This is a genomic window from Streptococcus sp. 27098_8_51 (assembly GCF_041432205.1).
Lineage (GTDB): Bacteria > Bacillota > Bacilli > Lactobacillales > Streptococcaceae > Streptococcus.
On record NZ_JAPVZE010000003.1, the window covers coordinates 18,256 to 40,100 of the forward strand.

The following is a 21,845-nucleotide window of genomic DNA, read 5'->3' on the forward strand; positions in this document are numbered from 1 at the left end:
AGGCATGAAACTTAATGAAGTAAAAGAATTTGTTAAAGAACTTCGTGGTCTTTCTCAAGAAGAACTCGCGAAGCGCGAAAACGAATTGAAAAAAGAATTGTTTGAACTTCGTTTCCAAGCTGCTACTGGTCAATTGGAACAAACAGCTCGCTTGAAAGAAGTTAAAAAACAAATCGCTCGTATCAAAACAGTTCAATCTGAAGCGAAATAATAGACTAGGGAAGGAGAAATTTCAATGGAACGCAATAATCGTAAAGTTCTTGTTGGACGTGTTGTATCTGACAAAATGGACAAGACAATCACAGTTGTAGTTGAAACAAAACGTAACCACCCAGTCTATGGTAAACGTATTAACTACTCTAAGAAATACAAAGCACATGATGAAAACAATGTTGCCAAAGAAGGCGATATCGTACGTATCATGGAAACTCGTCCGCTTTCAGCTACAAAACGTTTCCGTCTTGTAGAAGTTGTTGAAGAAGCGGTCATCATCTAATCAAACCTGAAAGGAGAAAACTGAAATGATTCAAACAGAAACTCGTTTGAAAGTCGCAGACAACAGCGGTGCGCGCGAAATCTTGACTATCAAAGTTCTTGGTGGTTCAGGACGTAAATTTGCAAACATCGGTGATGTTATCGTGGCATCTGTAAAACAAGCTACTCCTGGTGGTGCGGTTAAAAAAGGTGACGTTGTAAAAGCTGTTATCGTTCGTACTAAATCAGGTGCTCGTCGTGCTGATGGTTCATACATCAAATTTGACGAAAACGCAGCAGTTATCATCCGTGAAGACAAAACTCCTCGCGGAACACGTATCTTTGGCCCAGTTGCACGTGAATTGCGTGAAGGTGGCTTCATGAAGATCGTGTCACTTGCTCCAGAAGTACTTTAATTTTTAAAAACAAACTAGTCCCCTGGATTACTTTCCAGGGTGCCCTTATGGGCGTAAGAAAAATCAAGGAGAAACCTAATGTTTGTAAAAAAAGGCGACAAAGTTCGCGTAATCGCTGGTAAAGATAAGGGAACAGAAGCTGTTGTCCTTACTGCCCTTCCAAAAGTAAACAAAGTTATCGTTGAAGGTGTTAACATCGTTAAGAAACACCAACGTCCAACTAACGAGCTTCCTCAAGGTGGTATCATCGAGAAAGAAGCAGCTATCCACGTATCAAACGTTCAAGTATTGGACAAAAATGGTGTAGCTGGTCGTGTTGGTTACAAATTTGTAGACGGTAAAAAAGTTCGCTACAACAAAAAATCAGGCGAAGTGCTTGATTAATCACGAAGGAAAGGAGAAGTATAATGGCAAATCGTTTAAAAGAAAAATATCTTAATGAAGTAGTTCCTGCTTTGACAGAACAATTCAACTACTCATCAGTGATGGCTGTGCCAAAAGTAGATAAGATCGTTTTGAACATGGGTGTTGGTGAAGCTGTATCAAACGCTAAAAGTCTTGAAAAAGCTGCTGAAGAATTGGCACTTATCTCAGGTCAAAAACCACTTATCACTAAAGCTAAAAAATCAATCGCCGGCTTCCGTCTTCGTGAAGGTGTAGCGATCGGTGCAAAAGTTACCCTTCGTGGTGAACGTATGTACGAATTCTTGGACAAATTGGTTTCAGTTTCACTTCCACGTGTGCGTGACTTCCACGGTGTTCCAACAAAATCATTTGATGGACGCGGAAACTACACTCTTGGTGTGAAAGAACAATTGATCTTCCCAGAAATCAACTTTGATGACGTTGACAAAACTCGTGGTCTTGACATCGTTATCGTAACAACTGCTAACACTGACGAAGAGTCACGTGCATTGCTTACAGGCCTTGGAATGCCTTTTGCAAAATAATATAGGAGGTAAATCTAATGGCTAAAAAATCAATGATTGCTAAGAACAAACGTCCAGCGAAGTTCTCTACTCAAGCTTATACTCGTTGTGAAAAATGTGGTCGTCCACATTCAGTTTACCGCAAATTTAAACTTTGCCGTGTTTGCTTCCGTGAATTAGCTTACAAAGGACAAATTCCTGGTGTAACAAAAGCATCTTGGTAATTTAAGATATCAAGGGCGTTAAAACTCCAAGTGAAAATAGGAAACTTGACGAAGAAACTGAATTTTCTAGGAAAGTTTATCTTTTTCACACAGGGTTTAGCCCGGGTTCAGTTGGGCTTGCCAATTTGAACACGAGCTACAGCTTTGGCAAAAAAGACCAATTTTCTTTGGAGCATCGCTCCTGCATCAAATTGCCTATTTTTGCTCTTGCTGTTACGCTCTTTGTATCATGTATTAACTAGCAAGTGCAACTTGCAAACTACTAGTAAGAGGAGAAAAACAAAATGGTTATGACTGACCCAATCGCAGACTTCCTAACTCGTATTCGTAACGCTAACCAAGCGAAACACGAAGTACTTGAAGTACCTGCATCAAACATCAAAAAAGGGATTGCTGAAATCCTTAAACGCGAAGGTTTTGTTAAGAACGTAGAAATCATCGAAGATGACAAACAAGGCATCATCCGTGTATTCCTTAAATACGGACCAAACGGTGAAAAAGTTATCACTAACTTGAAACGTGTTTCTAAACCAGGACTTCGTGTCTACAAAAAACGTGAAGATCTTCCAAAAGTTCTTAACGGACTTGGAATTGCTATCCTTTCAACTTCTGAAGGTTTGCTTACTGATAAAGAAGCTCGCCAAAAGAATGTTGGTGGTGAGGTTATCGCTTACGTTTGGTAATATTTAGCTCCCAATTTCTTTGCGACTCGTCGTTATCGTCTCTTGCCTAACCCAAAGTTATGCCGGCGAGACGATGCCTAGATTCACTTTGAAATTGAAACCTAAATGTTCCTTTAAATCGAGAAATCGATTTAAGCCCCCGTGAAAACTGGCCGTTCTGGCCTGACAATTTAACAGGAGAAAATAAACATGTCACGTATTGGTAATAAAGTTATCGTGTTGCCTGCTGGTGTTGAAATCACTAACAATGACAACGTTGTAACTGTAAAAGGACCTAAAGGAGAACTTACTCGTGAGTTCTCAAAAGATATTGAAATTCGTGTGGAAGGTACTGAAGTAACTCTTCACCGTCCAAACGATTCAAAAGAAATGAAAACAATCCACGGAACTACTCGTGCCCTTTTGAACAACATGGTTGTTGGTGTATCAGAAGGATTCAAGAAAGAACTTGAAATGCGCGGGGTTGGTTACCGTGCACAACTTCAAGGATCTAAGCTTGTTTTGGCTGTTGGTAAATCTCATCCAGACGAAGTTGAAGCTCCAGAAGGAATTACTTTTGAACTTCCAAACCCAACAACAATCGTTGTTAGCGGAATTTCAAAAGAAGTAGTTGGTCAAACAGCTGCTTACGTACGTAGCCTTCGTTCACCAGAACCATATAAAGGTAAAGGTATCCGTTACGTTGGTGAATTCGTTCGCCGTAAAGAAGGTAAAACAGGTAAATAATGTTGAGTGGTTGATTTTCAACCACCAACCTATTTTCCAACTTAGTGCATAGCACACGATTTAAAACTAAAGAGGTGAAAACTGTGATTTCTAAACCAGATAAAAACAAACTCCGCCAAAAACGCCACCGTCGCGTTCGCGGAAAACTCTCTGGAACTGCTGATCGCCCACGTTTGAACGTATTCCGTTCTAATACAGGCATCTACGCTCAAGTGATTGATGACGTAGCGGGTGTAACGCTCGCAAGTGCTTCAACTCTTGACAAAGAAGTTTCAAAAGGAACTAAAACTGAACAAGCCGTTACTGTCGGTAAACTCGTTGCAGAACGTGCAAACGCTAAAGGTATTTCAGAAGTGGTGTTCGACCGCGGTGGATATCTATATCACGGACGTGTGAAAGCTTTGGCTGATGCAGCTCGTGAAAACGGATTGAAATTCTAATAGGAGGACACTAGAAAATGGCATTTAAAGACAATGCAGTTGAATTAGAAGAACGCGTAGTTGCTGTCAACCGTGTTACAAAAGTTGTTAAAGGTGGACGTCGTCTTCGTTTCGCAGCTCTTGTTGTTGTTGGTGACCACAACGGTCGCGTAGGATTTGGTACTGGTAAAGCTCAAGAAGTTCCAGAAGCAATCCGCAAAGCAGTAGAAGATGCTAAGAAAAACTTGATTGAAGTTCCTATGGTTGGAACAACAATCCCACACGAAGTTCTTTCAGAATTCGGTGGAGCTAAAGTATTGTTGAAACCTGCTGTAGAAGGTTCTGGGGTTGCCGCTGGTGGTGCAGTTCGTGCCGTTGTGGAATTGGCAGGTGTGGCAGATATTACATCTAAATCACTTGGTTCTAACACTCCAATCAACATTGTTCGCGCAACTGTTGAAGGTTTGAAACAATTGAAACGCGCTGAAGAAGTTGCTGCCCTTCGTGGTATTTCAGTTTCTGATTTGGCATAAGAAAGGGGATAAAATGGCTCAAATTAAAATTACTTTGACTAAGTCTCCAATCGGACGCATTCCATCGCAACGTAAAACTGTTGTAGCACTTGGACTTGGCAAATTGAACAGCTCTGTTATTAAAGAAGACAACGCTGCTATCCGTGGTATGATTACTGCAGTATCTCACTTGGTAACAGTTGAAGAAGTAAACTAATGAATTTTTAGGGGATGTGGCAATACTCATCCCCTAAAACTAGGTATAGTCATCTTAGATGAACATGTATAGGCGAGTTGATAAGGGAGACAACCTTTTCTCTCTTATCGGCGCTAGCATTTTACAAAAGAGGAGAAAATAATAATGAAACTTCATGAATTGAAACCTGCAGAAGGTTCTCGTAAAGTACGTAACCGTGTTGGTCGTGGTACTTCATCAGGTAACGGTAAAACATCTGGTCGCGGTCAAAAAGGTCAAAAAGCTCGTAGCGGTGGCGGAGTTCGCCTTGGTTTTGAAGGTGGACAAACTCCATTGTTCCGTCGCCTTCCAAAACGTGGATTCACTAACATCAACGCTAAAGAATACGCAATTGTAAACCTTGACCAATTGAACGTCTTTGAAGACGGTGCAGAAGTAACTCCAGTTGTACTTATCGAAGCAGGAATTGTGAAAGCTGAAAAATCAGGAGTTAAAATTCTTGGTAACGGTGAGTTGACTAAGAAATTGACTGTGAAAGCAGCTAAATTCTCTAAATCAGCTGAGGAAGCTATCACTGCTAAAGGTGGTTCTGTAGAAGTCATCTAAGAGAGGTGACCCATGTTTTTTAAATTACTAAAAGAAGCGCTCAAGGTTAAACAAGTTCGATCAAAAATTCTCTTTACAATTTTTATCATTCTTGTTTTCCGTATTGGGACAAGTATTACAGTTCCAGGTGTGAATGCGAAAAGTTTAGAAGCTCTCAGTGGTTTATCTTTCTTGAACATGCTTAGTCTTGTTTCAGGGAATGCCATGAAGAACTTCTCCGTTTTTGCACTCGGAGTAAGTCCGTATATCACTGCTTCAATCGTTGTTCAATTGCTACAAATGGATATTTTACCGAAGTTTGTAGAATGGGGCAAACAAGGGGAAGTAGGACGGAGAAAACTAAACCAAGCTACTCGTTATATTGCACTTGTGCTTGCATTTGTTCAATCTATCGGGATTACAGCAGGATTTAACACTCTTTCTGGAGCAAAATTATTAACGACAGCTTTAACACCACAAGTCTTTGTTACTATCGGTATTATCCTCACAGCAGGTAGTATGATTGTAACTTGGCTCGGGGAACAAATTACAGATAAGGGATACGGAAACGGTGTTTCTATGATCATCTTTGCAGGTATTGTCGCTTCAATCCCTGAGATGATTAAAGGAATCTATGTTGACTACTTCGTCAATATTCCAAGTAGCCGTTTGACTTCATCTATTATCTTTGTCGTTATTTTGATTATCGCTGTCTTGTTGATTGTATACTTTACAACCTTTGTTCAACAGGCAGAATATAAAATTCCAATCCAATATACAAAAGTTGCTCAAGGAGCCCCATCAAGCTCATACCTTCCTTTGAAGGTAAACCCAGCGGGGGTTATCCCAGTTATCTTTGCAAGTTCCATCACAGCAGCACCTGCAGCCATTCTTCAATTTTTGAGTGCTACAGGTCATGATTGGGCTTGGGTACGTACAGCACAGGAAATGTTATCTACAACATCTCCAACAGGTGTTGCCATGTATGCCTTGTTGATCATTCTCTTTACATTCTTCTATACATTTGTACAGATCAATCCAGAGAAAGCAGCAGAAAACTTGCAAAAGAGTGGAGCCTACATTCATGGTGTCCGTCCTGGTAAGGGTACTGAAGAATTCATGTCGAAACTTCTTCGTCGCCTTGCGACTGTCGGATCAATCTTCCTTGGTGTGATTTCAATCTTGCCGATTGTGGCAAAAGATGTCTTTGGTCTTTCAGAAGCTGTTGCTTTTGGGGGAACTAGTCTTTTGATCATTATCTCAACTGGTATCGAAGGAATCAAACAGCTAGAAGGTTACCTATTGAAACGTAAGTATGTTGGTTTCATGGACAAAACAGAATAAAAGCAAGATTACTTTTGCTTAGAGAGTGGAGTATGAAGGTCTATCTATCAGAGAGATTTTCGTCTCCCCTCTTCTATTTTGTTTTTAAATAGGGGTTGAAACGAATTTCTGCTTCTATTTAAATACAAAATAAGGAGATCCTATCATGAATCTTTTGATTATGGGCTTACCTGGAGCAGGTAAGGGAACGCAAGCAGCTAAAATTGTGGAGCAATTCCACGTGGCACACATTTCAACTGGAGATATGTTCCGTGCTGCTATGGCTAATCAAACTGAAATGGGTGTACTTGCCAAGTCATATATTGACAAAGGTGAGTTGGTTCCGGATGAAGTTACAAATGGAATTGTTAAAGAACGCCTTTCTCAGGACGACATCAAAGAAACAGGTTTCTTGTTGGATGGTTACCCACGTACGATTGAACAAGCTCATGCCTTGGACAAAACATTGGCGGAACTTGGTATCGAACTAGAAGGTGTGATCAATATCGAAGTGAACCCAGATTGTCTCTTGGAACGTTTGAGTGGTCGTATCATCCACCGCGAAACAGGTGAAACCTTCCACAAAGTTTTCAACCCACCAGTTGACTATAAAGAGGAAGATTATTACCAACGTGAAGATGATAAACCTGAGACAGTGAAGCGTCGTTTGGATGTGAATATCGCCCAAGGTGAACCAATCATTGCTCACTACCGTGCCAAAGGATTGGTCCACGATATCGAAGGAAATCAAGATATCAATGATGTGTTCAAAGACATCGAAAAAGTATTGACAAATTTGAAATAAAGCGTTTTTCACACTTGCAAAAAATCGCTACAAATGTTATACTGAGATAGTCTGACTTATAATTGTTGTCTCTGTTTTCAGAGGCATCGAATCGAAATTTATGGAGGTGCTTTTGCGTGGCAAAAGACGATGTGATTGAAGTTGAAGGCAAAGTAGTCGATACAATGCCTAACGCAATGTTTACGGTTGAACTTGAAAATGGACATCAGATTTTAGCAACAGTTTCTGGTAAAATTCGTAAAAACTATATTCGTATTTTAGCGGGAGATCGTGTTACTGTCGAGATGAGTCCATATGACTTGACACGTGGACGTATCACTTACCGCTTTAAATAATCGAAAAACTTGGAGGGATAAGAAATGAAAGTAAGACCATCGGTCAAACCAATTTGCGAATACTGTAAAGTAATTCGTCGTAATGGTCGTGTTATGGTAATTTGCCCAGCAAATCCAAAACACAAACAACGTCAAGGATAAGATAGAAAGGAGAAAAAATGGCTCGTATTGCTGGAGTTGACATTCCAAATGACAAACGCGTAGTAATCTCATTGACTTACGTTTATGGTATCGGACTTGCAACATCTAAGAAAATTTTGGCTGCTGCTGGAATCTCAGAAGATGTTCGTGTACGTGACCTTACGTCAGATCAAGAAGATGCTATCCGTCGTGAAGTGGATGCAATCAAAGTTGAAGGTGACCTTCGTCGTGAAGTAAACTTGAACATCAAACGTTTGATGGAAATCGGTTCTTACCGTGGTATTCGTCACCGTCGTGGACTTCCTGTCCGTGGACAAAACACCAAAAACAACGCTCGCACTCGTAAAGGTAAAGCTGTTGCGATTGCTGGTAAGAAAAAATAATATAGGAGGTAAAAGTCTTGGCTAAACCAACACGTAAACGTCGTGTGAAAAAGAATATCGAATCTGGTATTGCTCATATTCACGCTACATTTAATAACACTATTGTTATGATTACTGATGTGCATGGTAATGCAATTGCTTGGTCATCAGCTGGTGCTCTTGGTTTCAAAGGTTCTCGTAAATCTACACCATTCGCTGCTCAAATGGCTTCTGAAGCTGCTGCTAAATCTGCACAAGAACACGGTCTTAAATCAGTTGAAGTTACTGTAAAAGGTCCAGGTTCTGGTCGTGAGTCAGCTATTCGTGCGCTTGCTGCCGCTGGTCTTGAAGTAACAGCAATTCGTGATGTGACTCCAGTGCCACACAATGGTGCTCGTCCTCCAAAACGTCGCCGTGTATAATCATCGCATTACACTGCTTTTCGTTTAAGAGGGAGTAACTAAATGATTGAGTTTGAAAAACCAAATATAACAAAAATTGATGAGAATAAAGATTATGGCAAGTTTGTAATCGAACCACTTGAACGTGGCTACGGTACAACTCTTGGTAACTCTCTTCGTCGTGTACTACTAGCTTCTCTACCAGGAGCAGCAGTGACATCTATCAACATTGAAGGTGTCTTGCATGAGTTTGACACAGTCCCAGGTGTTCGTGAAGACGTGATGCAAATCATTCTGAACATTAAAGGGATTGCAGTGAAATCATACGTTGAAGACGAAAAAATCATTGAACTTGACGTTGAAGGTCCTGCTGAAATTACAGCTGGAGACATTTTGACTGATAGTGATATTGAGATTGTAAATCCAGATCATTATCTCTTTACAATCGGTGAAGGTTCTTCTCTAAAAGCGACAATGACTGTTAACAGTGGTCGTGGATATGTACCTGCTGATGAAAACAAAAAAGATAATGCACCAGTTGGAACACTTGCTGTAGATTCTATTTATACACCAGTTACAAAAGTCAACTATCAAGTAGAGCCTGCTCGTGTAGGTAGCAATGATGGATTTGACAAATTAACCCTTGAAATCTTGACTAATGGAACAATTATTCCAGAAGATGCTTTAGGGCTTTCAGCGCGTATCTTGACAGAACATCTTGATTTGTTTACAAATCTTACTGAGATTGCTAAGTCAACTGAAGTGATGAAAGAAGCTGATACTGAATCTGACGATCGTATTTTGGATCGTACGATTGAGGAACTGGACTTGTCTGTGCGTTCATACAACTGTTTGAAACGTGCCGGTATCAATACTGTGCATGATTTGACAGAAAAATCTGAAGCAGAGATGATGAAGGTACGAAATCTTGGACGCAAGAGTTTGGAAGAAGTGAAACTCAAACTCATTGACTTGGGTCTTGGATTAAAAGATAAATAAAGGAGGAATACATGGCTTACCGTAAACTAGGACGCACTAGCTCACAACGTAAAGCAATGCTTCGCGATTTGACAACTGACCTTTTGATCAACGAATCAATCGTGACAACTGAAGCTCGTGCTAAAGAAATCCGTAAAACTGTTGAAAAAATGATTACTCTAGGTAAACGTGGTGATTTGCATGCACGTCGTCAAGCAGCTGCTTTCGTACGTAATGAAATCGCATCTGAAAACTATGATGAAGCAACTGATAAGTACACTTCTACTACAGCACTTCAAAAATTGTTCTCAGAAATCGCACCTCGTTATGCTGAACGTAACGGTGGATACACTCGTATCCTTAAAACTGAACCACGTCGTGGTGATGCTGCGCCAATGGCGATCATCGAATTAGTATAAAATCATCAATTTTGTTGAGTGTTATGATGATGGAGTCTTGTGCTCTTAGTCTAGCTCTGGTCTACCGCTGGGACTTATGTCCTAGCGGGAACACTCATCATCATTTGATAGGGTAGACGCTTGTTTACGAAATTGTTTTTTTCTTAAGAACAACTTCGTAAGCAGGCGTTTTTTAGTATTTTCTATGGAAATATGCTATACTAGGAAAAAAGAAAATCAAAAACGTTCAGGTTTTCTAAAAATCGTAGAAATGGGGTATAAGGATGAAGGCTATTATTACAGTGGTTGGTAAGGACAAGGCTGGGATCGTTGCAGGCGTGTCTACTAAGATTGCAGAGTTGGGTTTGAATATTGACGATATTTCTCAGACGGTGTTGGATGAATACTTTACTATGATGGCGGTCGTTTCTAGTGACGAAAAACAGGATTTCACTTATCTTCGAAATGAGTTTGAAACTTTCGGTCAGACCTTGAATGTCAAAATAAATATTCAAAGTGCGGCGATTTTTGACGCTATGTATAATATCTAGGAGGTGGCTATGGATATTAGACAAGTTACAGAAACCATTGCCATGATCGAGGAGCAGAACTTCGATATCAGAACCATCACCATGGGGATTTCCCTTTTGGATTGTATTGATCCAGATATTGAACGTGCTGCTGAAAAGATTTACCAAAAAATCACCACTAAAGCTGCAAATTTAGTGGCTGTAGGAGACGAAATTGCTGCAGAACTTGGGATTCCTATTGTTAATAAACGAGTATCGGTGACTCCGATTTCTTTAATTGGTGCAGCGACTGATGCGACGGACTATCTTGTTTTGGCAAAGGCTCTTGACAAGGCTGCCAAGGAGATCGGTGTTGATTTTATTGGTGGATTCTCTGCCTTGGTACAAAAGGGTTATCAAAAAGGTGATGAAATTCTCATCAATTCTATCCCGCGCGCTCTAGCTGAGACAGACAAGGTTTGTTCGTCTGTTAACATTGGCTCGACCAAGTCAGGTATCAACATGACTGCGGTCGCTGATATGGGGCGTATCATCAAGGAAACAGCTGCGCTATCAGATATGGGTGCGGCCAAGTTGGTCGTATTTGCTAATGCTGTTGAGGACAATCCTTTTATGGCAGGGGCTTTCCATGGTGTTGGGGAAGCAGATGTTATCATCAATGTTGGTGTTTCAGGTCCTGGTGTTGTCAAACGCGCCTTGGAGAAAGTTCGTGGTCAGAGTTTTGATGTTGTAGCTGAGACGGTCAAGAAAACAGCCTTTAAGATTACTCGTATTGGTCAGCTAGTCGGTCAAATGGCCAGCGAGAGACTGGGTGTTGACTTTGGGATTGTCGACCTAAGCTTGGCACCAACTCCTGCAGTTGGCGATTCTGTGGCTCGTGTCCTTGAGGAAATGGGCCTAGAAACAGTTGGTACGCATGGGACGACGGCTGCCCTCGCTCTTTTGAATGACCAAGTTAAGAAGGGCGGAGTGATGGCTTGTAACCAAGTCGGTGGCTTGTCAGGTGCTTTTATCCCCGTTTCTGAAGATGAGGGGATGATTGGTGCGGTACAAGATGGCTCTCTGAATTTAGAGAAACTAGAAGCCATGACGGCTATCTGTTCTGTTGGGCTGGATATGATTGCCATTCCGGAAGATACGCCTGCTGAAACCATTGCAGCTATGATTGCGGATGAGGCGGCAATTGGTGTCATTAACATGAAAACAACGGCCGTCCGTATTATTCCAAAGGGCAAAGAAGGCGATATGATTGAGTTTGGAGGCTTGCTAGGGACAGCTCCAGTTATGAAGGTCAACGGGGCTTCGTCTGTTGATTTCATCTCTCGCGGTGGGCAAATCCCAGCTCCAATCCATAGTTTTAAAAATTAATAAAAAAGCGAGAGGATTTAAGTTGAGTTTAAGGATGACTGTGTATACTATAATCATTAAATAAAGACCTCCTAACTTTATTTAATAGAAATCCTAAACTTTTTCATAATAATCTCCTAGGGAAGCTACCATGAGGGTAGCTTTTCTTTTGGATAATTTACAAATGTTGGCTTTGCTTTTGAAAGCCGAATATTTCTTTGATCCATGATATAATAGAAGAAAATGGAGGATAGAAAATGTCTAAAGTAAGATTGTATTTGGTCCGTCATGGGAAAACGATGTTTAACACCATTGGACGTGCTCAAGGATGGAGTGATACACCTCTGACTGCAGAAGGTGAGTTGGGAATCCATGAACTGGGAATTGGCTTGAGAGAGTCTGGCTTGCAGTTTGACCGCGCTTATTCCAGTGATTCAGGTCGCACTATTCAAACCATGGGAATTATCCTAGAAGAACTTGGACTACAGGGGAAAATCCCTTACCGCATGGACAAGCGCATCAGAGAGTGGTGCTTTGGTAGTTTTGATGGGGCCTATGATGGGGACCTCTTTATGGGATTGATTCCGAGAATTTTCAATGTAGACCATGTTCATCAGTTGTCCTATGCAGAACTAGCAGAAGGTTTGGTAGAGGTTGATACTGCAGGCTGGGCTGAAGGTTGGGAAAAACTCAGTGGTCGAATCAAGGAAGGCTTTGAAGCGATTGCTAAAGAAATGGAAGAACAAGGTGGGGGTAATGCCCTCGTTGTGAGCCATGGAATGACGATTGGTACCATTGTTTATCTGATCAATGGCATGCATCCGCATGGTCTGGATAATGGTAGCGTGACGATTCTTGAATATGAGGACGGTCAGTTTAGCGTAGAAGTTGTTGGTGACCGTAGCTATCGAGAGCTCGGACGTAAGAAGATGGAAGAGACAAATAATCAATAGAAGTTAGCTCCGATTAGGAGCTAACTTTTTTTCCTGTTAAATAAGTTGGATTTGCGACCCAGTATTTCTTGTTATCCAAGTCTAAAAGAACATTTCTCGTCTTTCAAATTCCCTCAAAAATGGTATAATAGTAACATCACAAAATTGGAGAGAGACCATGAGTTTTTACAATCATAAAGAAATTGAGCCTAAGTGGCAGGGCTACTGGGCAGAACATCATACATTTAAGACAGGAACAGATGCATCAAAACCGAAGTTTTATGCTCTCGACATGTTCCCATATCCTTCAGGAGCTGGATTGCACGTAGGACACCCAGAAGGCTACACAGCGACTGATATCCTTAGCCGTTACAAACGTGCGCAAGGCTACAATGTCCTTCACCCAATGGGTTGGGATGCCTTTGGTTTGCCTGCAGAGCAATACGCTATGGATACGGGGAATGACCCGGCAGAATTTACAGCGGAAAACATTGCCAACTTCAAACGTCAAATCAATGCGCTTGGATTCTCTTACGACTGGGATCGTGAAGTCAACACAACAGATCCAAACTACTACAAATGGACTCAGTGGATCTTCACCAAGCTTTACGAAAAAGGTTTAGCTTATGAAGCGGAAGTGCCAGTAAACTGGGTTGAGGAATTGGGGACGGCCATTGCCAACGAAGAAGTCCTTCCTGACGGAACTTCTGAGCGTGGAGGCTATCCAGTTGTCCGCAAACCGATGCGCCAATGGATGCTTAAAATCACTGCCTATGCGGAGCGTTTGCTTAATGACTTGGATGATCTTGACTGGCCAGAGTCTATCAAGGACATGCAACGCAACTGGATTGGTAAATCAACTGGTGCTAATGTAACTTTCAAAGTGAAAGGGACTGACAAGGAATTTACCGTCTTTACGACACGTCCAGATACCCTTTTCGGTGCGACTTTCACTGTATTGGCGCCTGAGCATGATTTGGTAGATGCTATCGTCAGTCCAGAACAAGCTGAAGCCGTAGCAGACTACAAACACCAAGCTAGCCTCAAGTCAGACTTGGCTCGTACCGACCTTGCTAAGGAAAAAACAGGGGTTTGGACGGGTGCTTATGCCATCAACCCTGTCAATGGCAAGGAAATTCCAATCTGGATCGCTGACTATGTTCTTGCTAGTTATGGAACAGGTGCTGTCATGGCTGTGCCTGCCCATGACCAACGTGACTGGGAATTTGCCAAACAATTTGACCTTCCAATCGTAGAAGTGCTTGAAGGTGGAAACGTTGAAGAAGCTGCCTACACAGAAGACGGTCTTCACGTCAACTCTGATTTCCTAGATGGACTGAACAAAGAAGAAGCGATTGCTAAAATTGTAGCTTGGTTGGAAGAAAAAGGTTGTGGTCAAGAGAAGGTTACCTACCGTCTCCGCGACTGGCTCTTTAGCCGTCAACGTTATTGGGGTGAACCAATCCCAATCATTCATTGGGAAGATGGGACTTCAACAGCAGTTCCTGAAAATGAATTGCCACTTGTCTTGCCAGTCACCAAGGATATCCGTCCTTCAGGTACTGGGGAAAGCCCATTGGCTAACTTGACCGACTGGCTTGAAGTGACGCGTGAAGATGGTGTCAAAGGTCGTCGCGAAACCAATACGATGCCACAATGGGCTGGTTCAAGCTGGTACTACCTCCGCTATATTGACCCACACAATACTGAAAAATTGGCTGATGAGGACCTTCTCAAACAATGGTTGCCAGTGGATATCTACGTGGGTGGTGCAGAGCACGCTGTACTTCACTTGCTTTACGCTCGTTTCTGGCATAAATTCCTCTATGATATCGGTGTTGTTCCGACTAAGGAACCATTCCAAAAACTCTTTAACCAAGGAATGATTTTGGGAACAAGCTACCGTGACCACCGTGGGGCTCTTGTGGCAACTGATAAGGTTGAAAAACGTGACGGTTCTTTCTTCCATGTGGAAACAGGAGAAGAGTTGGAGCAAGCACCAGCCAAGATGTCTAAATCCCTCAAGAACGTTGTTAACCCAGACGATGTGGTGGAACAATATGGTGCCGATACCCTTCGTGTTTATGAAATGTTCATGGGGCCACTTGACGCTTCCATCGCTTGGTCTGAGGAAGGTCTGGAAGGAAGTCGTAAATTCCTTGACCGTGTTTACCGTTTGATTACAAGTAAAGAAATTGTTGCGGAAAATAATGGTGCTCTTGACAAGGTTTACAATGAAACAGTTAAATCGGTCACTGAGCAAATCGAGTCCATGAAATTTAACACAGCCATTGCCCAACTTATGGTCTTTGTCAACGCTGCTAATAAGGAAGACAAACTCTATGTGGACTATGCCAAAGGCTTTATCCAATTGATTGCCCCATTTGCACCTCATTTGGCAGAAGAACTCTGGCAAACTGTTGCTGCAACAGGTGAATCCATCTCTTACGTGGCTTGGCCAACTTGGGACGAAAGTAAATTGGTTGAAGACGAAATCGAAATCGTCGTCCAAATCAAAGGAAAAGTCCGTGCCAAACTCATGGTCGCTAAAGACCTGTCACGCGAAGAATTGCAAGAAATTGCTCTGGCTGACGAAAAAGTCAAAGCGGAGATTGACGGTAAGGAAATCGTGAAAGTGATTGCGGTACCTAACAAACTCGTTAATATCGTCGTGGAATAATATAGGAATCCTTCAGAGTAGAATCTGGAGGATTTTTTGAATCTTCTTATGAAAGTATGATATACTATGGGCAACTATAAAGTTTGAAAAGTAAAACAAGGAGAAAACGATGCCAGTAAATGAATATGGTCAGATAATTGGTGAGCCAATGAAAGGTTATACACCAGGTGAATTGCCTTCCATTGATTTCTTAGAAGGGCGCTACGCTCGGATAGAGGCTCTTTCGGTGGAAAAGCATGCGGAGGATTTACTAGCTGTTTATGGTCCAGATACTCCTCGGGAGATGTGGACCTACCTCTTTCAGGAACCAGTGGCAGATATGGAGGAACTGGTCAGCCTTTTAAACCAGATGTTGACTCGTAAGGACCGTTTTTTCTATGCTATCTTGGATAGGGAGACGGGTAAGGCCTTGGGAACCTTTTCTCTCATGCGCATTGATCAGAATAACCGAGTAATAGAAGTTGGTGCCGTCACTTTTTCGCCTGCTCTTAAGGGTACGAGGATAGGGACAGAGGCTCAATATCTCCTAGCTAGCTATGTTTTTGAGGAGCTTAACTATCGTCGCTATGAGTGGAAATGTGATTCTCTAAATTTGCCATCAAGACGAGCAGCGGAACGTTTGGGCTTTGTCTATGAAGGAACCTTCCGCCAGGCAGTCGTTTATAAGGGGCGTACGAGGGATACGGATTGGCTCTCTATGATTGATAAGGACTGGCCTCGAGTTAAAGCTCGTTTGGAAGCATGGCTGGCTCCTGAAAATTTTGATAAAAATGGACGACAGTACAAGAGCTTGAGAGGACTTTAAGAGGTGTTGACATGATCACTATTAAAAAGCAAGAAATTGTCAAGTTAGAGGATGTTTTGCATCTCTATCAGGCTGTTGGTTGGACAAATTATACACATCAACCTCAGATGTTGGAGAAGGCCTTATCTAACTCATTAGCAATTTATCTAGCACTTGATGGCGATGCCGTGGTGGGCTTGGTCCGTTTAGTCGGAGATGGTTTTTCATCGATTTTTGTCCAGGATTTGATCGTTTTGCCTAGCTATCAGCGCCAAGGGATTGGTAGCGACTTGATGAAAGAGGCTTTAGGTGATTACAAAGATGCCTATCAAGTCCAACTAGTGACCGAACAGACAGAAAAAACCTTGGGATTCTATCGTTCTCTGGGATTTGAAACCTTATCTACTTATGATTGTACAGGAATGATTTGGGTGGATCGAAAAAGATAAAAAAAAATTATTTTTTATTAAGTAAAGTTTAAGTCTCCTCGTGTATTATATAGTTATTAGATAAAGACCTCCTAATACTCTTCGAAAATCTCACCAGCCTTCGTTAGAGTCGACTTAGCTAACTATAGTTATGCTTGCGTCTATCTGCCTAGTCTTATTTCGATTTTCATTGAGTACCCTTTATTTAATAAAATCCCAAACTTTTCTTTTTCATAATAATCTCCCAAAGAAGTCACCCAATCAGGTGGCTTTTTTGTGGCTTGAAAAAGAAAATTTCATTTGAAAAAATTTTTAAAAAAATGATAAAACAAAGAAAAAGTTAAGTTAGCTTTAAGATTCATCTTGTATTATATAATCATTAAATAAAGACCTCCTAATACTCTTCGAAAATCTCACCATACTTCGTTAGAGTCGACTTAGCTAACTATAGTTATGCTTGCGTCTATCTGCCTAGTCTGATTTCGATTTTCATTGAGTACCCTTTATTTAATGAAATCCTAAACTTTTCTTTTTCATAATAATCTCCCTAATGAAGCCACCCAATCAGGTGGCTTTTTTGTTTGTGGCTTGGATTTTTGATATAATAGAGCCATGAGTAGAATTTTAGATAATGAAATCATGGGGGATGAGGAGTTAGTCGAACGTACGCTCCGTCCTCAGTATTTACGTGAATATATCGGTCAGGATAAGGTCAAGGACCAGCTGCAAATCTTTATCGAGGCTGCCAAAATGCGGGATGAGGCACTGGACCATGTTCTTTTATTTGGTCCTCCAGGTCTCGGGAAAACAACCATGGCCTTTGTTATTGCCAATGAACTGGGAGTCAATCTCAAGCAAACATCTGGTCCTGTCATTGAAAAAGCGGGGGATCTGGTAGCGATTTTGAATGATTTGGAACCTGGAGACGTTCTCTTTATTGACGAGATTCATCGCTTGCCCATGTCGGTGGAAGAGGTGCTTTATAGTGCCATGGAAGACTTCTACATTGATATCATGATTGGTGCTGGTGAAGGCAGTCGCAGTGTTCATTTGGAGTTGCCACCATTCACCTTGATTGGTGCGACGACACGTGCGGGGATGCTCTCAAATCCTCTGCGGGCACGTTTTGGGATTACAGGTCATATGGAATACTATGCCCACGCTGACTTGACAGAGATTGTTGAGCGGACAGCAGATATTTTTGAGATGGAAATCACCCATGAGGCAGCTTCGGAGTTGGCCTTACGCAGTCGAGGAACTCCTCGTATTGCCAATCGTCTTCTCAAGCGCGTGCGCGACTTTGCCCAGATTATGGGAGATGGCTTAATTGATGATGTTATTACAGATAAGGCTTTGACCATGCTAGATGTAGACCATGAAGGTTTGGACTATGTAGACCAAAAAATCCTTCGTACCATGATTGAGATGTACGGTGGTGGTCCAGTTGGTTTAGGAACTCTTTCTGTTAATATTGCCGAGGAGCGTGAGACGGTCGAAGATATGTACGAACCTTACCTGATTCAGAAAGGTTTCATCATGCGAACTCGTTCTGGGCGGGTTGCAACGGCTAAGGCATATGAGCATTTAGGGTATGAATACAGTGAAAAATGAACAAAAAATTCTAGATACTTTCAGAGAAAATCCGGATATGATGACCATTTTGACCATCATTCGTGACCTTGATCTGAAAGACTCCTGGTTGGCGGCAGGTTCAGTCAGGAATTTCATCTGGAATCTCTTGTCAGATAAATCCCCTTTTGATCATGAAACGGATGTGGATGTGATTTTCTTTGATCCAGATATTTCTTATGAGGAAACAGTAACCCTGGAGAACAAGATGAGAGAAGATTTTCCTCAGTATCGGTGGGAGTTGAAAAATCAGGTCTATATGCATCTGCACAGTCCCCACACTGCGCCTTACACGAGTTCTCGTGATGCCATGAGTAAGTATCCCGAACGCTGTACGGCGATAGGACTCCGCTTGCATTCCGACGCAACTTTAGAGCTCTTTGCGCCTTATGGTTTAGAGGATATTTTTAACTTTCACGTATCCCCAACTCCTCACTTCTTAGAGAATGAGGACCGAATGAAGCTCTATCAAGAACGCTTGTCCAAGAAAAATTGGCAAGAAAAATGGAAAAATCTAACTTTCTCAAAAAACTTAAGAAAAATTTAAGTTAGGGACGGTATACTAGGTTCATAAGTTAAGAGGAACTTAACTTAAACTCCTAAAACTTTTTCATAATAATCTCCCTATAAAATTAAGTCGCCCAATCAGGCGGCTTATTTTTTGTCTGTACGGAGAGCTAATAACTTACCAATAGAAGAAAATAGGGAAATATGGTATAATGAAACGATAGATTTTTGAATAGGAATAAGAACATGTTTGGATTTTTTAAGAAAGATAAAGCTGTAGAAGTTGAGGTTCCAACACAGGTTCCTGCTCATATTGGCATCATCATGGATGGGAATGGTCGTTGGGCTAAAAAACGGATGCAACCGCGGGTCTTCGGACACAAGGCGGGGATGGAAGCCCTTCAAAAGGTGACCAAGGCAGCTAACAAGATGGGAGTCAAGGTCATCACGGTTTATGCCTTTTCAACGGAAAACTGGACACGCCCAGATCAAGAGGTCAAGTTTATCATGAACTTGCCAGTCGAATTTTATGATAACTATGTCCCTGAATTGCACGCAAATAACGTTAAGATTCAGATGATTGGAGAGACAGACCGTTTGCCTAAGCCGACTTTTGAAGCTTTGAAAAAAGCAGAGGAGTTGACCAAGAACAATACGGGCTTGATTCTCAATTTTGCGCTTAACTATGGTGGCCGTGCTGAAATTACGCAGGCTCTTAAGGGCTTGGCTCAAGATGTTCTAGATGCTAAAATCAACCCTGGTGACATCACAGAAGATATGATTGGGGACTATCTTTTTACGCAACACCTGCCAAAGGATTTGCGGGATCCTGATTTGATTATCCGTACGAGTGGTGAGTTGCGTTTAAGTAATTTCTTGCCATGGCAAGCAGCCTATAGTGAGCTTTACTTTACGGATACCTTGTGGCCTGATTTTGATGAAGCCGCCTTGCAGGAAGCTATTGCTGCTTTTAACCATCGCAATCGCCGTTTTGGAGGAGTTTAGGAGAAGATATGACCAAGGATTTACAAAAGAGAACATTGTTTGCGGTATTGGCCCTGGCGATTTTCCTTCCAGTCTTGTTTGCGGGAGGGCTCTTGTTGCAGATAGGGATTGGCTTGTTAGCGATGCTAGGTGTCCATGAACTCTTGCACATGAAGGGGCTAAAGACTATGACCATTGAGGGCGCTTTGACTCTTTTTGCGACCTTCGCTCTCACAGTTCCTTTAGAAAATTACCTAACATTTTTGCCTGTTGATGGGAATGTAGTTGCCTATAGTGTTCTGATTACCATAATGCTAGGGACAACCGTTTTCAGTAAAAACTATACGATTGAAGATGCCGCTTTCCCAATTGCTGTGAGCTTTTATGTTGGTTTTGGCTTCAATGCCTTACTAGATGCTCGGGTGGCAGGTTTTGACAAGGTACTTTTGGCCCTTTTTATCGTTTGGGCGACAGATAGCGCAGCCTACCTGACAGGGATGAATTTTGGTAAACATAAGTTGGCTCCGAGAGTTTCTCCTAATAAGAGTATTGAGGGCTTTGTCGGGGGTATTCTAGGTGCGGTACTGATAACGGTAATCTTCATGCTAGTGGACAGTACAGTTGCTCTTCCTTATGGGATTTATAGAATGAGTCTCTTTGCAGCCTTCTTCAGTGTGGCAGGTCAGTTTGGTGACTTGATTGAGAGTGCCATGAAACGCCATTTCGGTGTCAAGGACTCTGGAAAATTTATCCCTGGACATGGTGGTGTATTGGATCGCTTTGACAGCATGCTGATTGTGTTTCCAATGATGCACTTATTCGGCCTGTTTTAAAGAAAGGAATATTGAATGATTGGATTGCTAACCTTTATCCTCGTTTTTGGGATTATTGTGGTGGTGCATGAGTTTGGACATTTTTATTTTGCCAAGAAATCAGGCATTCTAGTTCGTGAATTTGCCATTGGTATGGGGCCCAAGATTTTTTCCCATATCGGTAAGGATGGCACTGCTTATACAATTCGTATCCTTCCTCTAGGAGGCTATGTTCGTATGGCAGGCTGGGGTGATGATGCGACAGAAATTAAGACAGGAACTCCGGTCAGTTTAACACTTGCTGACGATGGTAAGGTCAAACGGATCAACCTCTCAGGGAAGAAGTTGGATCAAACGGCTCTTCCTATGCAGGTAACCCAGTTTGACTTTGAAGACAAGCTCTTTATCAAGGGTTTGGTCCTGGAAGAAGAAAAGACTTTTACAGTCGATCATGATGCAACGGTTGTTGAAGAAGATGGAACCGAAGTACGCATTGCCCCTTTGGATGTACAGTATCAAAATGCTTCTATCTGGGGCAAGCTCATCACCAACTTTGCAGGTCCTATGAATAACTTTATCTTAGGTGTTGTTGTTTTTTGGATCTTGATCTTTTTGCAAGGCGGTGTTAGAGATACTCAGACCAATCTCTTTCATGTCATGCCAGAGGGAGCTTTGGCTAAGGTGGGCGTAGCTGAGACAGCTCAAATCACCAAGGTCGGCTCGCATGAGGTTAAGAATTGGCAAGACTTGACCCAGGCTGTGGAAGCAGATACCAAGGACAAGACCGCCCCGACCTTGGATGTGACCATTTCTGAAAATGGTAGCGAAAAACAAGTCACTGTGACTCCAGAAGAAAATCAAGGACGTTATATTCTTGGGGTTCAACCGGGGGTCAAGTCAGACTTTCTATCCATGTTTGTTGGTGGATTTACGACAGCTGCTGACTCGGGGCTCCGTATCCTTTCGGCTCTGAAAAACTTGATTTTCCATCCAGATTTGAACAAACTCGGTGGTCCCGTTGCTATTTTTAAGGCAAGTAGCGATGCTGCTAAAAATGGTCTTGAGAATGTCCTCTACTTCCTAGCTATGATTTCCATCAATATTGGAATTTTTAACTTGATTCCTATCCCGGCTTTGGATGGTGGAAAGATTGTGCTCAACATCCTAGAGGCTATCCGCCGGAAACCCCTTAAACAAGAAATTGAAACCTATGTCACCATGGCTGGTGTAGTTATCATGGTTGTCTTGATGCTAGCTGTGACCTGGAATGACATTATGCGACTCTTCTTTTAGATAATCGAGGAA

The 21,845-nt window shown here is 42.0% G+C and carries 31 protein-coding genes; all 31 read left to right on the forward strand.

The window, feature by feature from the left end; translation table 11 throughout:
* Positions 1–4 precede the first annotated feature (4 nt).
* A complete protein-coding gene (rpmC, locus tag O3622_RS03370; RefSeq protein WP_000772918.1) occupies positions 5–211 on the forward strand; it encodes a 50S ribosomal protein L29 in 207 nt (68 codons plus the stop codon).
* Between the two features lie 24 nt (positions 212–235).
* Positions 236–496: a 30S ribosomal protein S17 gene (gene rpsQ / locus O3622_RS03375; protein ID WP_000440801.1), complete on the forward strand. Its 261-nt coding sequence runs from the start codon at positions 236–238 to the stop codon at positions 494–496.
* 25 nt (positions 497–521) lie between these two features.
* Positions 522–890, forward strand: a complete 369-nt coding sequence (rplN, locus tag O3622_RS03380; protein ID WP_000616545.1) for a 50S ribosomal protein L14 — start codon at positions 522–524, stop codon at positions 888–890.
* 78 nt (positions 891–968) lie between these two features.
* Positions 969–1,274: a 50S ribosomal protein L24 gene (gene rplX / locus O3622_RS03385; protein WP_000497691.1), complete on the forward strand. Its 306-nt coding sequence runs from the start codon at positions 969–971 to the stop codon at positions 1,272–1,274.
* Positions 1,275–1,297: 23 nt separating this feature from the next.
* Positions 1,298–1,840, forward strand: coding sequence for a 50S ribosomal protein L5 (gene rplE, locus O3622_RS03390; protein ID WP_000013542.1), 543 nt, complete (start codon positions 1,298–1,300; stop codon positions 1,838–1,840).
* 17 nt (positions 1,841–1,857) lie between these two features.
* Complete coding sequence (locus O3622_RS03395) at positions 1,858–2,043, forward strand: type Z 30S ribosomal protein S14 (protein WP_001085697.1); 186 nt, start codon at positions 1,858–1,860, stop codon at positions 2,041–2,043.
* A 284-nt stretch (positions 2,044–2,327) separates the two neighbouring features.
* On the forward strand, positions 2,328–2,726 hold the full coding sequence (gene rpsH, locus O3622_RS03400; RefSeq protein ID WP_000245504.1) for a 30S ribosomal protein S8: 399 nt from the start codon (positions 2,328–2,330) through the stop codon (positions 2,724–2,726).
* A 189-nt stretch (positions 2,727–2,915) separates the two neighbouring features.
* Positions 2,916–3,452, forward strand: a complete 537-nt coding sequence (gene rplF, locus O3622_RS03405) for a 50S ribosomal protein L6 (protein WP_000086626.1) — start codon at positions 2,916–2,918, stop codon at positions 3,450–3,452.
* An 83-nt stretch (positions 3,453–3,535) separates the two neighbouring features.
* The gene (rplR, locus tag O3622_RS03410) at positions 3,536–3,892 is read left to right on the forward strand and encodes a 50S ribosomal protein L18 (protein WP_004244055.1); all 357 of its coding nucleotides are present in this window, start codon (positions 3,536–3,538) and stop codon (positions 3,890–3,892) included.
* Positions 3,893–3,909: 17 nt separating this feature from the next.
* Positions 3,910–4,404: a 30S ribosomal protein S5 gene (gene rpsE, locus O3622_RS03415; protein WP_000874204.1), complete on the forward strand. Its 495-nt coding sequence runs from the start codon at positions 3,910–3,912 to the stop codon at positions 4,402–4,404.
* A 13-nt stretch (positions 4,405–4,417) separates the two neighbouring features.
* Positions 4,418–4,600, forward strand: a complete 183-nt coding sequence (gene rpmD / locus O3622_RS03420; RefSeq protein ID WP_000057241.1) for a 50S ribosomal protein L30 — start codon at positions 4,418–4,420, stop codon at positions 4,598–4,600.
* A gap of 144 nt (positions 4,601–4,744) precedes the next feature.
* Positions 4,745–5,185, forward strand: coding sequence for a 50S ribosomal protein L15 (gene rplO / locus O3622_RS03425; protein WP_000766089.1), 441 nt, complete (start codon positions 4,745–4,747; stop codon positions 5,183–5,185).
* 12 nt (positions 5,186–5,197) lie between these two features.
* Positions 5,198–6,508, forward strand: coding sequence for a preprotein translocase subunit SecY (gene secY, locus O3622_RS03430; protein ID WP_000465385.1), 1,311 nt, complete (start codon positions 5,198–5,200; stop codon positions 6,506–6,508).
* Positions 6,509–6,653: 145 nt separating this feature from the next.
* Entirely contained in the window at positions 6,654–7,292 is a 639-nt protein-coding gene (locus tag O3622_RS03435; RefSeq protein WP_001050433.1) for an adenylate kinase, read from the forward strand.
* Between the two features lie 116 nt (positions 7,293–7,408).
* Positions 7,409–7,627, forward strand: coding sequence for a translation initiation factor IF-1 (gene infA, locus O3622_RS03440; protein ID WP_001029883.1), 219 nt, complete (start codon positions 7,409–7,411; stop codon positions 7,625–7,627).
* Between the two features lie 24 nt (positions 7,628–7,651).
* Positions 7,652–7,768, forward strand: a complete 117-nt coding sequence (rpmJ, locus tag O3622_RS03445) for a 50S ribosomal protein L36 (protein WP_001808836.1) — start codon at positions 7,652–7,654, stop codon at positions 7,766–7,768.
* A gap of 17 nt (positions 7,769–7,785) precedes the next feature.
* On the forward strand, positions 7,786–8,151 hold the full coding sequence (gene rpsM / locus O3622_RS03450) for a 30S ribosomal protein S13 (protein WP_000090781.1): 366 nt from the start codon (positions 7,786–7,788) through the stop codon (positions 8,149–8,151).
* A gap of 17 nt (positions 8,152–8,168) precedes the next feature.
* Positions 8,169–8,552 carry a 30S ribosomal protein S11 gene (gene rpsK, locus O3622_RS03455; RefSeq protein WP_001118385.1) on the forward strand — a complete coding sequence of 128 codons (384 nt, stop codon included), beginning with the start codon at positions 8,169–8,171 and terminating at the stop codon, positions 8,550–8,552.
* A gap of 42 nt (positions 8,553–8,594) precedes the next feature.
* Positions 8,595–9,530, forward strand: coding sequence for a DNA-directed RNA polymerase subunit alpha (locus tag O3622_RS03460; protein WP_000568993.1), 936 nt, complete (start codon positions 8,595–8,597; stop codon positions 9,528–9,530).
* A gap of 11 nt (positions 9,531–9,541) precedes the next feature.
* The gene (gene rplQ / locus O3622_RS03465) at positions 9,542–9,928 is read left to right on the forward strand and encodes a 50S ribosomal protein L17 (protein ID WP_000331493.1); all 387 of its coding nucleotides are present in this window, start codon (positions 9,542–9,544) and stop codon (positions 9,926–9,928) included.
* Between the two features lie 263 nt (positions 9,929–10,191).
* Entirely contained in the window at positions 10,192–10,458 is a 267-nt protein-coding gene (locus tag O3622_RS03470) for an ACT domain-containing protein (protein ID WP_000644111.1), read from the forward strand.
* Between the two features lie 9 nt (positions 10,459–10,467).
* Complete coding sequence (locus O3622_RS03475) at positions 10,468–11,805, forward strand: PFL family protein (RefSeq protein WP_000354871.1); 1,338 nt, start codon at positions 10,468–10,470, stop codon at positions 11,803–11,805.
* A gap of 236 nt (positions 11,806–12,041) precedes the next feature.
* Positions 12,042–12,737 (forward strand): histidine phosphatase family protein, encoded by a 696-nt coding sequence (locus O3622_RS03480; protein WP_371607022.1) that lies wholly within the window; start codon positions 12,042–12,044, stop codon positions 12,735–12,737.
* A 157-nt stretch (positions 12,738–12,894) separates the two neighbouring features.
* Positions 12,895–15,396, forward strand: coding sequence for a leucine--tRNA ligase (leuS, locus tag O3622_RS03485; protein WP_371607023.1), 2,502 nt, complete (start codon positions 12,895–12,897; stop codon positions 15,394–15,396).
* Between the two features lie 109 nt (positions 15,397–15,505).
* On the forward strand, positions 15,506–16,201 hold the full coding sequence (locus O3622_RS03490; RefSeq protein ID WP_084881544.1) for a GNAT family N-acetyltransferase: 696 nt from the start codon (positions 15,506–15,508) through the stop codon (positions 16,199–16,201).
* Positions 16,202–16,212: 11 nt separating this feature from the next.
* Positions 16,213–16,629, forward strand: coding sequence for a GNAT family N-acetyltransferase (locus O3622_RS03495; RefSeq protein WP_049489461.1), 417 nt, complete (start codon positions 16,213–16,215; stop codon positions 16,627–16,629).
* Positions 16,630–17,220: 591 nt separating this feature from the next.
* Positions 17,221–18,219: a Holliday junction branch migration DNA helicase RuvB gene (gene ruvB, locus O3622_RS03500; RefSeq protein WP_314006669.1), complete on the forward strand. Its 999-nt coding sequence runs from the start codon at positions 17,221–17,223 to the stop codon at positions 18,217–18,219.
* A complete protein-coding gene (locus tag O3622_RS03505; RefSeq protein WP_371607024.1) occupies positions 18,200–18,784 on the forward strand; it encodes a nucleotidyltransferase family protein in 585 nt (194 codons plus the stop codon). The genes ruvB and O3622_RS03505 overlap by 20 nt, the downstream gene beginning before the upstream one ends.
* A gap of 206 nt (positions 18,785–18,990) precedes the next feature.
* Complete coding sequence (locus O3622_RS03510) at positions 18,991–19,749, forward strand: isoprenyl transferase (RefSeq protein ID WP_000466705.1); 759 nt, start codon at positions 18,991–18,993, stop codon at positions 19,747–19,749.
* A gap of 8 nt (positions 19,750–19,757) precedes the next feature.
* Positions 19,758–20,561, forward strand: coding sequence for a phosphatidate cytidylyltransferase (locus O3622_RS03515; RefSeq protein WP_000159119.1), 804 nt, complete (start codon positions 19,758–19,760; stop codon positions 20,559–20,561).
* 15 nt (positions 20,562–20,576) lie between these two features.
* A complete protein-coding gene (rseP, locus tag O3622_RS03520) occupies positions 20,577–21,833 on the forward strand; it encodes an RIP metalloprotease RseP (RefSeq protein WP_000579743.1) in 1,257 nt (418 codons plus the stop codon).
* Positions 21,834–21,845: the final 12 nt, after the last annotated feature.